The organism is Fusibacter sp., from assembly GCF_057447755.1.
The window spans coordinates 1-13805 of record NZ_JBVBZF010000068.1; the positions used below are offsets into that span (position 1 = coordinate 1).

At 35.8% G+C, this 13805-nt stretch carries 16 protein-coding genes; 9 read left to right on the plus strand and 7 right to left on the minus strand.

Features of this window, described 5'->3' with window-relative positions; genetic code table 11:
- Together AC220I_RS10165 and AC220I_RS10170 are read right to left on the minus strand one after the other, a co-directional pair.
- The coding region (locus tag AC220I_RS10165; RefSeq protein ID WP_486723714.1) for a hypothetical protein at positions 1–535 on the minus strand (535 nt) is incomplete at its 3' end.
- A 92-nt stretch (positions 536–627) separates the two neighbouring features.
- Positions 628–1164: a DUF4364 family protein gene (locus AC220I_RS10170; protein WP_486723715.1), complete on the minus strand. Its 537-nt coding sequence runs from the start codon at positions 1162–1164 to the stop codon at positions 628–630.
- 140 nt (positions 1165–1304) lie between these two features.
- Between AC220I_RS10170 and AC220I_RS10175 the strand changes: the two genes are divergently transcribed.
- The 3 genes from AC220I_RS10175 to AC220I_RS10185 all read left to right on the plus strand — a co-directional run bounded on the left by AC220I_RS10175 (position 1305) and on the right by AC220I_RS10185 (position 3042).
- Positions 1305–2519, plus strand: coding sequence for a polysaccharide deacetylase family protein (locus tag AC220I_RS10175; protein ID WP_486723716.1), 1215 nt, complete (start codon positions 1305–1307; stop codon positions 2517–2519).
- 20 nt (positions 2520–2539) lie between these two features.
- Positions 2540–2677 carry a hypothetical protein gene (locus tag AC220I_RS10180; protein ID WP_486723717.1) on the plus strand — a complete coding sequence of 46 codons (138 nt, stop codon included), beginning with the start codon at positions 2540–2542 and terminating at the stop codon, positions 2675–2677.
- Between the two features lie 95 nt (positions 2678–2772).
- On the plus strand, positions 2773–3042 hold the full coding sequence (locus AC220I_RS10185; RefSeq protein ID WP_486723718.1) for a DUF2798 domain-containing protein: 270 nt from the start codon (positions 2773–2775) through the stop codon (positions 3040–3042).
- Between the two features lie 129 nt (positions 3043–3171).
- On the opposite strand, the gene AC220I_RS10190 is transcribed toward AC220I_RS10185, so the two are convergent.
- Positions 3172–4347 carry a CD0519/CD1768 family membrane protein gene (locus tag AC220I_RS10190; protein ID WP_486723719.1) on the minus strand — a complete coding sequence of 392 codons (1176 nt, stop codon included), beginning with the start codon at positions 4345–4347 and terminating at the stop codon, positions 3172–3174.
- A gap of 185 nt (positions 4348–4532) precedes the next feature.
- Between AC220I_RS10190 and hpt the strand changes: the two genes are divergently transcribed.
- Entirely contained in the window at positions 4533–5057 is a 525-nt protein-coding gene (gene hpt, locus AC220I_RS10195; RefSeq protein WP_486723729.1) for a hypoxanthine phosphoribosyltransferase, read from the plus strand.
- A 115-nt stretch (positions 5058–5172) separates the two neighbouring features.
- On the opposite strand, the gene dapD is transcribed toward hpt, so the two are convergent.
- The 4 genes from dapD to AC220I_RS10215 form a co-directional block, all read right to left on the minus strand.
- Entirely contained in the window at positions 5173–5883 is a 711-nt protein-coding gene (gene dapD / locus AC220I_RS10200; protein WP_486723720.1) for a 2,3,4,5-tetrahydropyridine-2,6-dicarboxylate N-acetyltransferase, read from the minus strand.
- A 23-nt stretch (positions 5884–5906) separates the two neighbouring features.
- Positions 5907–6680 (minus strand): 4-hydroxy-tetrahydrodipicolinate reductase, encoded by a 774-nt coding sequence (gene dapB, locus AC220I_RS10205; RefSeq protein WP_486723721.1) that lies wholly within the window; start codon positions 6678–6680, stop codon positions 5907–5909.
- Between the two features lie 165 nt (positions 6681–6845).
- Positions 6846–7724: a 4-hydroxy-tetrahydrodipicolinate synthase gene (gene dapA, locus AC220I_RS10210; protein ID WP_486723722.1), complete on the minus strand. Its 879-nt coding sequence runs from the start codon at positions 7722–7724 to the stop codon at positions 6846–6848.
- Between the two features lie 12 nt (positions 7725–7736).
- Complete coding sequence (locus AC220I_RS10215; protein ID WP_486723723.1) at positions 7737–8732, minus strand: aspartate-semialdehyde dehydrogenase; 996 nt, start codon at positions 8730–8732, stop codon at positions 7737–7739.
- A gap of 226 nt (positions 8733–8958) precedes the next feature.
- Between AC220I_RS10215 and AC220I_RS10220 the strand changes: the two genes are divergently transcribed.
- The 5 genes from AC220I_RS10220 (at position 8959) to AC220I_RS10240 (ending at position 13705) form a co-directional block, all read left to right on the plus strand.
- Positions 8959–10107 (plus strand): M20 metallopeptidase family protein, encoded by a 1149-nt coding sequence (locus tag AC220I_RS10220; RefSeq protein WP_486723724.1) that lies wholly within the window; start codon positions 8959–8961, stop codon positions 10105–10107.
- 20 nt (positions 10108–10127) lie between these two features.
- The gene (locus tag AC220I_RS10225; RefSeq protein ID WP_486723725.1) at positions 10128–11219 is read left to right on the plus strand and encodes a CPBP family glutamic-type intramembrane protease; all 1092 of its coding nucleotides are present in this window, start codon (positions 10128–10130) and stop codon (positions 11217–11219) included.
- Positions 11219–11959: a class I SAM-dependent DNA methyltransferase gene (locus AC220I_RS10230; RefSeq protein WP_486723726.1), complete on the plus strand. Its 741-nt coding sequence runs from the start codon at positions 11219–11221 to the stop codon at positions 11957–11959. Before AC220I_RS10225 ends, AC220I_RS10230 begins: the two co-directional genes overlap by 1 nt.
- Positions 11960–12011: 52 nt before the next feature.
- Positions 12012–12890: an Hsp33 family molecular chaperone HslO gene (gene hslO / locus AC220I_RS10235; RefSeq protein ID WP_486723727.1), complete on the plus strand. Its 879-nt coding sequence runs from the start codon at positions 12012–12014 to the stop codon at positions 12888–12890.
- A gap of 89 nt (positions 12891–12979) precedes the next feature.
- Positions 12980–13705, plus strand: coding sequence for a DUF6873 family GME fold protein (locus tag AC220I_RS10240; protein WP_486723728.1), 726 nt, complete (start codon positions 12980–12982; stop codon positions 13703–13705).
- The last annotated feature ends 100 nt before the right edge of the window (positions 13706–13805 follow it).

The following is a 13805-nucleotide window of genomic DNA, read 5'->3' on the forward strand; positions in this document are numbered from 1 at the left end:
AAGTCACGTTACCATTTGAGCTGATTTTAAGCCCCTCTACAGTATCAAATGAATATTGCCAGCCAAAATTTTCAACAGCAAATCGCCATGTTAAAGGGAAATATGTGATGCCCTTATAATTTAAAAGGGGATAGGTCTCATTGCGATTATCAATTTTAATACCGTTTACCTTAATGGGATAGGATGGTAACTCTGCCGTTTGAGACTGGTTTGGTGATGCCGTCTCTAAGTAATTGACACTTAAGGTATTGTTGCTAGATGCCTCATATGAGATTGCTAAACCTGTAGCCTGAGAATAATCAATATTTAATCCAAGGCCTTTTGAAAATTGATAGGTCATTGGGAAATAGGTGATGTTGTTGTAGGTAATCAGTGGGTACTCCAATTTATCATTGTCAATTTCAAGTGAATTAATGGCCACAGGAAATGTGGGAAAATTGATTTTGACAAGGCTTGTTTGTGCAAAAGTAGGAAGCTGGCCTATAAAGATAAGACCTGCTAAAAATAAGCTAGCCATCCTCTTAAATGTTTTCATGTTTACCTCCGTCTAGTTGAAATTAATGTGCTAATGTATAATATATTTTACCATATCAAACGTATAAAAGATGTAAAAAAAAATGATACAGATTAATCTGTATCATCTACTAAACGATTTAATATATCACCATATAAATATTGAGCTCTTTTTTCCCAATTCTCACAAATTTGCTTTGCATGCTTATTTGAAACAACGTTGACTTTAATGTCCATTAAGGTATAGATGCCTTCATTAACAGTGAGATGAACAACATAATCGTTATCGTCTTCCTTGAAATAATCAGCCGTTACGTTTGTTTTGATAACAAAGGATTTTTTCTTTGAATCCACACTATCATTGATTTTACGTCGTAAGGATTGAGAAACGCGATCTAAAAAGAGTTCAAGCGTATTCTTGCCGCTTTCAGTGATGATGTAGTAATTTTCGCCTTCACTTGTACTGTACTCAAGCATAGATGATTCCACTAAATCTGTCAGAAACTGTTGAAGATCGAAATAATTCATGATATCGTGTTCCAATATGAAATCGGTTAACTGTTGATTGGTAAGAGGAACAGAAAACTGATTAATCGTATAGAGAATAATGATTTTAAATTTCAATTGTTGGTCAGATGAATGGTTAAGCAAAGTATGCCTCCTAAAATTGTGTTACAAAAAATAGTATAGCATAAAATAGGCATATATCAAAACAAAAAACGTTTATATAAACAATGTTTCATTATATAATAGACTTGTGACTAATTTTGAAGACAGCTATAGGAGGCATTATGAAATTTAGATTTAAAGCGATGATGATACCCTTTGTTTTAACCTTCTTACTTATTGGGTGTTCTGCATCAAATATCGAGACCAATCCAATAGATGAAAAAGGTGAACGTAATGATGTCAATCTCTCTGAAACTCAAGAAAGTGTGACAAAAGCTTCAGAAGGTGAAATAGAGACGGAGTCGGATCGTGATCAGTCTAATGTGGACCAATCGCAAGAGAGCGCCTTGGAGAATGATCCAGCAGAAGGCAGTTCAGAACAATTTACAGATCAAGCAAAAGAAGAAATCAAAGGCACTATAATGGATTATCAGACAGTTAAACCAGATGAGAGCAAAGAAATTATGGTAATTATGTATCATAATTTAAGCGATAAAAATTCTGAGTACGGACGAACTATTGAAAGCTTTAAGCAAGATTTGGAAAGACTTTATAATATGGGCTTTAGAACCATATCCATGAATGATTATTTAAATAATAATATTACAACTGAAGCGGGTTTCACTCCTGTAGTACTAACTTTTGATGATGGACATGCTACAAATTTTAAATATTTGGACCAAAATGGTGAATTGGTTGTTGATCCAGATTCAGTGGTAGGCATTTTAGATGAGTTTGCACAAAAGCATCCTGACTTTGGTAGACATGCGATTTTCTTTTTAAATTATGGTAATGCATTTGGTCAGTCTGAGTATTTAGAAAATAAGTTAAATTATTTGCTGGACAATGGCTATGAAATTGGAAATCATGCATATTCACATGAAGATCTTTCAACGCTTGATTCAAAAGGCATTCAAACCGCACTTGGCAAAAATGCTTATCTTTATCATCAGTTGAACTCTAAAATATCCATGCGTGTCCTCGCATTGCCATATGGCAAGAGACCCAAGGATGAATTTTTAAGAGAGAATGTTCAATCAGGAGAGTATGAAGGGTATTCGTATATCAATGAGGGTATCTTATTAGTAGGTTGGCGACCAACTTATCCTGTTTATCACGTGAAATTTGATAATACGGCAATAAACAGAGTTCAAAGTGGTGATGGTGAGATGCAACTCACTTGGTGGTTGGATCAATATGAAAAAACACCATCAAAACGCTATATAAGTGATGGCAATCCTGATCGTATATCAGTGCCGGCAAAGTTCAGTGATCAAGTGGATGCAAACAAAGTAGGGGATAAAGATCTTTACTTTTATGAACTTGAAACAGAGTAGAAGAAAAAAGGAGGCATAATTTGAAATTCGATATCATCGCAATTATCTTTTTCTTTGTGATTATGATTTCAATCCAGTATACCTTAAATCAGATATTAATGAACTTAAAGGACATCAATAGAAAACTGGATCGCGTTCCAAAAAATAAAATAAATTAGAACTTATTTTAACTTAAAATGGAAGGGCAAGGGACTTTTTTTGGAGAGTATTTACAAAAAAATTGAACTTGCTCTTTTCTTATGTATAATAGTAAATGCAAGTAAACATAAGTGATTCAACGAAAGGATTTAAGATGAAAATGAGTAAAGCAAGACAATTTATCCTTTATAATATATTGGCTTCATTTGGTATTTCATTGTCAATTTCTTTTTTTATGACATTGATTTCAAATGGCTTTTCTAATAATTTTTTAAGCTTATGGTTTCAATCATTTCTCGTGGGCTATATTATCGCCGTGCCATCATCCATGGTTGTTATTCCCATCGTAAATCGAATTATGACCCATATTTCAAGTGAAATTTAATCTGTACTAGACCTACTCACAAGGGATAGCATAAAAATACCAGCCATGACGCTTCCACGTTAATTTGGCTGGTATTTTGTATTTATGATAGTCTTAAATTAATAATTTCAATAATTGCATTTTTAGTATTTATAAGAATGTTGAAACAAAAAGGTAGATATAGTGTGCAGAAATTCCGGCGATTAAGCCACCAATAGTATGTGAAATAATGGCTTTAGAAGCGAGTTTTCTCACATTAAGTGCATCCATCATGCCTACATGTGTACTTAAGTACCCACTCCAGCACATGCCCATAGCAGTAAACACTGCAATTTCATTTGGTCCAATAAGATCATGCGCAATGAAATCTTTTACAAGTCCCATAGCAGCACCAACAGAACCGAGTGATGTTATCGGAAATGCAATTGCCTCTGGACTTTTAAAACCAAATAGTGGCGTTAAAATTGGGCTAAGCAATTCGCCAATTTTAGGGAATAGTGCAACTCCTTCTTTTTTAGCCCCCGTATAAATCGCAATACCGTTTTCATATCCAGCAGGACCAAATGTAAAAATCATAACGATGGTACATATAATTACAACGCCGGGAATAATGGCCAGGCCAAGCTCAACACCGGTTTTACCACCTTCAAGAACAGCATCAAGAACACGTTCAAAAGTGTTTCCAATACGCACTTCTCTAAGGAGGTTAATGTCGTCGATGACAGGTTCCTTGTCCTTGTTTACAGTTTCTACATTGTAAAAGCGCTTAGTGAATTTCATCATAATTCTTACGCTGACAATACTGCCGATAATCGCCCCTAAATTACCAATTAGTACAGGTGCCAAGAACTCAACACCATCTCCCAAACCGAGCATATAAGTCGTTAAGATCAAGCCCATACCAAAGGCAGTACCAAGATTACATAGTGTAGGTAATTGATAATCTTTAAAATACTTCTTAAAACCATTGTCTTGAGCCAAAGAAATGATCGCTGGGTTGTCAGATAAATACGTTGTGATCATACCGATAGAAGCTGCACCTGGTAAGTCATAAAGTGGCTTCATAATTGGTGATATGATCCTGTTGATTAACGCAACAACACCAAACTCTGATAAAAGTGCTGCAAAAGCACCTGCAAGAACAGCGATTGCCATAATAAAAAACACAACATCAATTAGTAAGTAGTGTGCTGTGTTCATTATGGTATTGAACATCTTGTCAATGCCCATCTCCATTGCAAGATACCCAAAAAATACACCTGAAACAATGATAAAAACAAAGGTTTCAAGAGTTACCGCTTTCTTCTGTTTTCTATTGTGTTCCATCCTTATCCCCCTAAAACTTGATAATTTAATTGTACTAAATATAGTGGGACATAATCAATGTATTTAACGCCTAGAGAATTTAAATTAATGTAATGAATTTCACTTTGAATCCTTGCTTGAAAAAAATGGCGTGCTGGTATAAAATATAATTTATAATTGAAAAGTCTAGGAGGTACTAAATGAGTATTGAAAACAAGAAACGTGAAGTATTACTTTCCAAGGAAGCTATAGAAAATCGCGTTTCTGAACTCGGAGCTGAACTAACAAAAGCTTATGGTAATAAGAATCTATTAGTAATTTCACTTTTGAAGGGCAGCTTTATATTTACGGCAGATTTAGTAAGGAAAATAGATTTACCAGTAAGAATCGAATTTATGACAACATCAAGTTATGGACATGGTGAAGAGACCACAGGCAAATTAAAAGTCGTTCAAGATATAAATGTTGATTTGAGTGAGTATGACGTCTTGATCGTTGATGATATTACAGACTCTGCACTTACAATGACGGGTGTGATTGAAATATTAAGCGAAAGAAATCCTAAAAGCATAAAATCATGTGTATTACTTGATAAACCTTCTAGAAGAAAAACCGTGTATCAACCAGACTATGTGGGATTTGAAATACCTGATAAATTTATCGTTGGATATGGTCTTAATTATGGCGATTATTTTAGAAACATAGATCACGTTTTTGCATTTGTTGATTAAACACTTGCTCAAAATTAAAATGAAAATAGACGCATAAAAAAACACTGCCAGTCTTGTGGAAGACAGCAGTGTTTTAATTTTTTTGATAGATGTTAAATCAGATCATGACATGTGGTTATTTTCTGAGATCATCCAATAATTGTGTTTTTTCTTCAGTGGCAGCATCTTTCGCCTTAACAACACGTGCTGGTGATCCTGCAACGACCATTCCAGGAGCCACGTCTTTAGTAACGATAGATCCTGCTGCGACAACAGCACCTTTACCAACTCTAACGCCTTCAAGAATAACACAGTTAGCGCCAACGAGAACATCATCTTCAATGATAACCGGTGTAGCACTAGGCGGTTCAAGTACGCCAGCAATAACCGCACCAGCACCAATATGACAGTTTGCGCCAATTGTTGCGCGTGCGCCGAGAACGGCATTCATATCAATCATGGTACCATTTCCAATCTCACTACCGATATTGATAACGGCTCCCATCATAATAACCGCTTGATCGCCAATTTTAACGCGATCTCTAATGATTGCACCAGGTTCTATCCTTGCGTTAATTGTTTTGATATCAAGCATAGGGATTGCAGAATTTCTACGATCATTTTCAAGTTCATAGTATTCAATTGATGCTTTGTTTGCATCTAGAAGAGCAAGAACATCTGTATACTCACCAAAGACAACCTGTAAGTTTGATTCGCCAAATAATTTAACAGGGAAGTCTGTTTGTGTAAGAGCACCTTTAATGTATGCTTTTACCGGTGTTGTTTTTTTTGCATCCTTTATGAATTTGGCAATTTCATAGGGATTTGTCATATCATATTGAGTCATTATAAATCCTTTCTTAAATAAAATTACAAATTTCCGAAAATATGAGTCATATCATATAAACCAGGTGATTGTGTCACCAAAAATTGAGCAGCATTTACTGCACCTTTAGCAAACACTTTCTTGCTTTGAGCATTGTGGGAGATTGTGATGACTTCATCGGTCCCCGCAAAGATCACATCGTGATCTCCAACGATTGTACCGCCTCTAACTGCGTGAATGGTCATTTCGTTGACAGTTCTCTTAGTTTCATTACCATATCGTCCATAAGTTAAGGTCTTAGGTGTCTTTAAAACATCATTAATACCATCTGCAATCATTTTGGCAGTACCACTTGGTGCATCGACTTTTTTATTGTGATGTTTTTCGATAATCTCAATATCAAAATCATCTTCTAATAAGGCAGATGCTTTTTTAGCAAGTGCAATGAGTAAGTTTATTCCCAATGACATATTGCCTGATCTAAAAACTGGTATTGTCTTAGCTGCTTCTTGAATAAGTGTTTCAGTTTCTTGAGTTAAGCCTGTAGTGCATATTACAATCGGTGTTTTATGCATAATCGCATATTCAATTAAACTTGGAACAACTGAATAATGTGAAAAATCAATTATGCAATCCACAGGAATATTGCAATCCGCAACAGTTTCAAATACAGGAAATGGGGAAGATACTACAGGATGTCGATCTACTCCTGCAACGATCTCTATTGTACTATGTTCTTTTAGTACATCGATTACATTGTGGCCCATAGCGCCGTTTGCGCCTGTTAAAAGAATTCGAATCTGAATAACCTCCTTCATAAATAAGGGTTAAAAATAGTATAACCGATTTGATCAATCATTGTTATCATTTTTCTAAAAAAAATGGCTTAAAACCTAGAAAACGCTATTGAAAGGTCTAACTTAACTTATAAATGCAAAAAGAGACAGAGAAACTTCCCCCTGTCTCGAATATTCAATGATCATTTAAAGTAAATGATACTCATTTAAAATTGAAATTAGATGTTCTTTATGTGCTTCTTCAATTTCCGTTAAAGGTAATCTTAGAAGACCAGCGTTCATATTCATTAGGTTTAGAGCGGCTTTTACTGGAATCGGATTTGTTTCGATGAAAAGTGCTTTTACAAGCGGATTAATTTTAAACTGAATTTCTCTTGCCAGCTTGATATCGCCATTCATATAGGCCATAACAAGGTCATGTGTCTCTTTTGGTAAGACATTTGCCACTGTTGATATCACACCTTTACCACCTAAGGATAGGATAGGGAGGATATGATCATCATTTCCAGCATATAAAGCAAAGTCATCTGGTAAAAGGCTTGCAAGTTCAGTAATTTGCGTTATATCTGCGCTTGCTTCTTTGATACCTACGATATTTTTGTGAGCAGATAGTGCCTTAACAGTACTTGGTGCTAAGTTAACACCAGTTCTCGAAGGTACGTTATAAACAATTATTGGAATGTTAACAGCATTTGCAATTGTCTCAAAATGAGCAATCATGCCCTTAGCAGTTCCTTTATTGTAATAAGGTGATACGACGAGTAGTCCCTGTACACCTGCTTGCTCTGCCATTTGGCTTAGCTTAACAGCTTTTTGAGTATCGTTTGTACCAGTACCCGCTATAACAGGTACACGGCCAGCTACGGTTTTTACAGCAAATTCATAAAGTGATTTTTTTTCATCATCCGATAGTGTTGCGGCTTCTCCAGTAGTGCCACTAACAATGATTGCATCAGTATTATTTTGGATGTGCCATTCGATTAGTCTTTTTAAGGCTTCAAAATCAATACCTTGGTCATTTAAAGGCGTTATAATTGCAACACCTGACCCAATAAATAATTCCATAAATACATACCTCTACATCATTTTTATAAGAGTTTCAGCAATCTGAATGGTGTTAGTTGCTGCTCCTTTTCTTATATTATCAGCTACAACCCAAAGATTCAAGCCATTATCGACACTTTCATCTCTTCTAATTCTTCCGACATATACTGGATCTGTGTCTGCAGCTGACTTTGCAAGGGGATAAACATTGTTTGAAAGATCGTCTTGTAAAACAACACCCTCTGCATTTTTCATGAGTTCAAAGACATCTGAAAGTTCAAATGGTTTTTTGAGCTCAACGTTGATAGATTCACTGTGACTGTAGAAAATTGGGACTCTAACAGCAGTTGCTGTAATTTTGAGAGAACTATCTCCTAAAATCTTTTTAGTTTCCTCTATCATTTTCATTTCTTCTTTTGTGTATCCATTTTCCATGAAAACATCAATATGCGGTAAACAGTTTTGAGCAATTGGATGAGCATAGCAGGTCATAATGTCGTTGCCCTTTAGACCTTCTTCTAAATCATTCATACCCTTTACACCTGAGCCTGACACTGCTTGGTAAGTAGAATAAACAATTCTTTTAATACCGTATTGATCATAAAGTGGTTTTAATGCAACCATGGCTTGGATTGTTGAACAGTTTGGATTTGCAATAATGTTCTTGTGATTCTTAAGTGCTTCAGGGTTAACTTCAGGCACAACAAGTGGTACTTCTGGGTTCATTCTCCATGCACTTGAGTTATCTATAACAATAACGCCTTTGCTTGCAGCGATTGGTGCGAATTTTAAACTGATATCTCCGCCTGCAGAGAATAATGCAATATCAATGTCTTGATCGAATGATGATTCTGTCAGTTCCTGAACGACATAGTCCTTGCCTTTTACTGTAACGGTTTCACCAGCTGATTTTTTAGAAGCGAAACAATACAAATTTTCATAAGGAAAATCTCTCTCTTCTAGCACCTTTAAAAAAGTTCTGCCTACCATGCCAGTGGCACCAACTACAGCTAAATTAATCTTCTTCATGGATACACCCCCTATTGAATACTGGTCGTATATATTATAAAATATAATGACGACGGATAATAAAGTCTATCATCATAAATGATGTGAAAACATTGAAAAAACTAGACTTTACAAAATAATTATATATATACTAACATTACACCTATCATGCGTCAACAGCAAAAATAGAATTTTTAAAATTGATTTACTATAAATTCAATGATCAAAGAAAATTATGAGGTGAATAATGCAGCCAAAAGAATTAACAATGGATGTGCTAAGATTTAGAAGAGATTTGCATAAAATTCCAGAAGCAGGCTTAGAAGAAATAAAGACTTCACAGTACTTACAATCCGTTTTGAAGTCCTTGTCGATTGATTTTGAAGTGGTTATAGGGACAGGCATCCTAGCCTATATAAAAGGAAGTGACCCTAAAAGAACCATCGCCTTTAGAACGGATATTGATGGGCTTTCTGTCACAGAGGAGAGTACGTTTGAAGTACATTCTGAACATAAAGGTTTTATGCATGCTTGTGGACATGATGGTCATATGGCAATGATGTTAGGATTTGCTAAGTGGGTTAGTGAGAACCCTAGTGAAATCATGGATAATATCCTACTTATATTTCAACCCGCTGAAGAAGGACCAGGCGGTGCTGAGCCAATTGTTAAGGAAGGTTACTTAAAAAAATACAATGTGGATGAAATCTATGGAATCCATCTCTACCCGGTAGTACCCGAAGGCAAATTTGGTCTTAAGAGCGGTGCGATGATGGCGATGACGGGTGAGGTGGACATTGATATAAAGGCACTTAGTGCTCATGGTGCACAGCCTCACGAAGGGATTGACGCAGTGGTAATATCAGCACAACTCATTACTGCCTTACAATCAATTGTATCGAGAAACATTTCTCCGATTAAATCGAGTGTATTAACCATCGGGAGACTCGAGTCAGGTGAAAGAAGAAATGTAATATCGGGGTCTGCCAGATTAGAAGGCACAATGAGGGCCTTTGATAAAACAGTTTATGAGACCATTAAAAAGCGTATAATTGAAATATTAGAAGGTTTTAAAGTTTCCTATAATATTGATTATGAAATAGAGATTAGAGATATGTATCCTCCAGTTATAAATGATTCGAGACTATACGAGCAGTTTCTTAAAATAAATGGCGAGGACCAGTGTGTCATTTTAGAGCCTCAGATGATCAGTGAAGATTTTTCTTTCTATCAAGAAGCTGTTCCAGGATTGTTTTATTTTGTAGGGACCTACAATGAGGCTTTGGGGTATGTTTACCCACTGCACCATTCGAAATTTAACTTCAACAATCAAGTGTTGATGAATGGTATAGAATCTTATGTAAATGTAATCAAATATTATAACGACCAGCGTTAATTTAGAGAAATGGAGTATCCATGGAAATTGAAAATACTAGACCTAAACATTTTAAAATACTTGAAGCAAATGTAATCTTTCTAATATTAGCAGGTGTCTTTTTAACCCTTGGTGCATATGTTCAGAGCAAAGAAGTATTATCAGGATTGTTGATTACAGAATATGGCATTATTTTATTGCCAATATTGTTGTACGCAGCCTTCACCAGAAAAGACATTCGCCAAGTTTTTAGGTTGAAAAAAGTACCCTTAAAGCAATCGTTAAAAATAATGGTTATTGCGGCCTTGCTCCTGCCTACTATCGCAGTGGTTAATTTAATTGCAATTTTGATTATTGAACTCTTCAGTGATGCGATTATACTCAATATCCCAACGGCTGAAACAGGTGTTCAATATGTAGGCTTGATGTTCATAATCTCAATTACGGCAGGTTTGTGCGAAGAATTTTTCTTCAGAGGAATGGTTCTCAACGCATATGAGAGTGAACTTGGTATGAAATGGGGTGCGATTTTTAGTGGACTTCTTTTTGCAATATTTCATTTTAACCCTCAAAATTTTTTTGGGCCCCTAGTTCTTGGTGTGATGTTTTCATACTTAGTGCAAATGTCGGGTTCTATATTTGCCGGTGTTATCGCACATGCTACCAATAATGGAATTGCCGTTTCGATGGGATTTTTAGTTAATTTGTTTGGCAATGATGTTGACGTTATGGCTCAAAATAATACCTTATTTGAATCTACTGGTGCATTATTGCTTGTTATTGTTTTTTATGGTATTCTTGCAATTGGTTTTGCGTTTCTGATTAAAAGTGTATTGCGAAGTTTAAAAAAGGACTACGCAGCATTTAAAATCGGAGACCATATCGAAGTTAAGGAAAAGGCATATGAAATTGTTGAAAAAATTGAATCACAATTGATTATAAAAGAGGTCGATTCGGACCGCCTTTTAACAACAGATAAAGCGCGTTTGATCAATGCTGGGATCATGGACCATTATGAACTTTGGGACAAACGCAAATTTAAAATCGGATTTGTTGAAATGACACCAGTAATTGGTGCACTTATTGCCTATGGCTATATTATTTATTTAGCATACATTAAAGGAGTCGGTTAATGTCGAGTTACACTGCATTTGCTTCTGTTTATGACATTATGCAATATGATGTCAACTATACATTTTGGGCGAGTAAGCTCATTGAAAAAGTAAACCTGTACCACAAAACTGCTAGACATGGCTTAGAACTTGCGTGTGGGACGGGTACTTTGGCGATTGAATTAAGCAAAAAAGGCTATGTCATGGAAGGTTTGGATATTTCTGATGAAATGCTGGCGATTGCACAACAAAAGTCAAATGAGGCTCATCAGAAAGTAAGATTTCTATGCCAAGATATGGCAAGTTTCCAAACGAAAAAAAAATATGACTTTATATTTTCTATGTGTGATGGTATAAACTACCTGATTGAAGATGAAGCGATAGTGGGAACCTTTGAATCTGTTTCAGAGCACTTGTCTGAATCGGGCGTTTTTATATTTGATGTAAGCTCTTATTTCAAACTTTCAGAAGTTATCGGAAATCAGACTTTTGCAGAGACCTTTGAAGATGCTGCATACATTTGGGAAAATCAATTTGATGAAGATGAGCATTTACTAGAATTTCAATTGACCTTATTTAATAAGTCTGAAAAAGCTTATGAGAGACATGAAGAGTTTCACACTCAAAGAGCCTTTAAGACTGAGGAAATTAAGCAATTTTTAAAAGCGCATTTTGAAATTTTAGAAGTTTTAGATGGGGATACATTTGAACAGACCAATTCTGAATCAGAACGAATTTGTTTTATCTGCCGCAAGAAATAATTGCGTTATATACTGAAGTATAGAACTAAACATTGAACCATGGGAGGAAAAGATGGATAAATTAATTACTGGAATGACACATAACCGAGAGGTTAGAATTTATGTGGCTGAAACAACAAATATGGTAGATGAAGCAAGATCGATACATGACTTATCACCAATCTCGACGTCGGCACTTGGCAGAACGGTTACTGCGGCTGCTATGATGGGAATGATGAGTAAAATTGAGAAAGAAAAATTGACCCTTCAAATCAAAGGGTCAAATGATATAAAGCTTATTATTGCGATTTCTGATATCCACGGGAATGTCAAAGGCTATATTTCACATCCCCATGCTGAAAATCGATTCACAGAAGACGGTAAGTTAGCAGTTGGAGAATCTATCGGCAAAGAGGGTAGGCTGATCGTCATCAAAGACTTTGGCATGAAGGAACCTTTTATCGGCCATAGTGAAATGGTCTCAGGTGAGATTGCTGAGGACATTGCACATTATTTTGCGAAATCAGAACAGCAACCTTCTGCAGTGGGCTTGGGTGTTACTTTAAGTTCAGAAGGAAGCGTTAAAAATGCAGGTGGTTTTATCGTACAACTCTTACCAGAGACTTCAGAAGCGACGATAGAACAACTTGAATCAAATTTAAGTGGCTTAAAATCGGTTACTCAGTTGTTTGAGGAGGGTTTGACAATCCATCAAATAGCGGGTCAAATTTTGGCAGGACTTGGCCTTGACGATTTAGAGGAATATCCACTGAACTTAAAGTGTGATTGTACAAGAGATAAAATGGAAAAAGCACTTATTAGCCTTGGAAAAGTTGAACTCAAATCCCTTCTTGACGAAGATGGTCAAGCGGAGCTTAAATGTCATTTTTGCAATAAAGAATACCATTTTGACAAAGTTGAACTCGACCAACTCTATCTTCAAGCTGAATAAAAAACATTGCTCAGACGGTGCTACATCATGTGTAGCACTGTTTTTTTGAATAAATAACACGGCAAGTTTGTTTGGGAAGGATGGTTTAAATGCGAGTAATCATAGCACCAATAAAATTGCATAAAATCCTATCAAGGCATTTAGCATTACTGAGTGAGCCAGCTGAAAATTTGGTGTGTCTAGAAATGCCCATCCTTCAAAATGTCTTAGAGGGTCTCAGACAACATACAGATATGGGCATGCATATGACACCACAGGGGCTTGTAATTGAACCCTCAATCCATGACGAAATGAAAAAAAAACTTTTGGAAGTTGGTGTCTCTAGTGATTTGATAATAAAAGGTGGTAATCTTCTAAGTGCTAAATATCCTTTTGATATTGCTTATAACTGTATCTGCGTGAATCAGCACCTCTTTCACCATGCTATGACGGATTCTAAAATCTTAAAGATTTATGAGGAATGTGGTTGCTTGGCTCATCGAGTAAAACAGGGATATGTTAAATGTGCAACTCTAATTGTTGGTAAAAATGCTGTAATTACTGAAGACACAAATCTATACAAGCACTTCAAGGAAGCTGGTCTTGTGACATTGTTGATTCCTAAGGGAGAGGTTAAGCTTCAAGGGTTTGACTATGGATTCATTGGGGGTGCAGGTGGGTACTATGGGGGAAAGCTCTACCTAAATGGTAGTTTGGCACATCATTCAAGTGGTGATATCATTAAGGCCTTTGTAATCGATCAAGGTACTGAAATCATTGAACTTCATCAAGGCCTATTAGAAGATATTGGCTCTATTTTCATATTCGATTTCTAATCTTAAAATAACTTAATTTTAGTGAAAGTCACATATGATTGTGCTATACTCATATCATCAAAAATAATAATTTAATTACAGAAAGCAAGGTGCAAGAAAT

What these genes read in the sequence shown, in the direction of transcription:
- dapA (WP_486723722.1), bottom strand. Translation starts at nt 7,724, where the DNA reads ATGGAATTATTTATTGGGTCAGGTGTTGCAATTATAACGCCTTTAAAT.
- AC220I_RS10240 (WP_486723728.1), top strand. Translation starts at nt 12,980, where the DNA reads ATGCGAGTAATCATAGCACCAATAAAATTGCATAAAATCCTATCAAGG.
- dapB (WP_486723721.1), bottom strand. Translation starts at nt 6,680, where the DNA reads ATGAAGGAGGTTATTCAGATTCGAATTCTTTTAACAGGCGCAAACGGC.
- dapD (WP_486723720.1), bottom strand. Translation starts at nt 5,883, where the DNA reads ATGACTCAATATGATATGACAAATCCCTATGAAATTGCCAAATTCATA.
- AC220I_RS10220 (WP_486723724.1), top strand. Translation starts at nt 8,959, where the DNA reads ATGCAGCCAAAAGAATTAACAATGGATGTGCTAAGATTTAGAAGAGAT.
- AC220I_RS10215 (WP_486723723.1), bottom strand. Translation starts at nt 8,732, where the DNA reads ATGAAGAAGATTAATTTAGCTGTAGTTGGTGCCACTGGCATGGTAGGC.
- AC220I_RS10175 (WP_486723716.1), top strand. Translation starts at nt 1,305, where the DNA reads ATGAAATTTAGATTTAAAGCGATGATGATACCCTTTGTTTTAACCTTC.
- AC220I_RS10230 (WP_486723726.1), top strand. Translation starts at nt 11,219, where the DNA reads ATGTCGAGTTACACTGCATTTGCTTCTGTTTATGACATTATGCAATAT.
- hslO (WP_486723727.1), top strand. Translation starts at nt 12,012, where the DNA reads ATGGATAAATTAATTACTGGAATGACACATAACCGAGAGGTTAGAATT.
- AC220I_RS10185 (WP_486723718.1), top strand. Translation starts at nt 2,773, where the DNA reads ATGCAAGTAAACATAAGTGATTCAACGAAAGGATTTAAGATGAAAATG.
- AC220I_RS10190 (WP_486723719.1), bottom strand. Translation starts at nt 4,347, where the DNA reads ATGGAACACAATAGAAAACAGAAGAAAGCGGTAACTCTTGAAACCTTT.
- AC220I_RS10225 (WP_486723725.1), top strand. Translation starts at nt 10,128, where the DNA reads ATGGAAATTGAAAATACTAGACCTAAACATTTTAAAATACTTGAAGCA.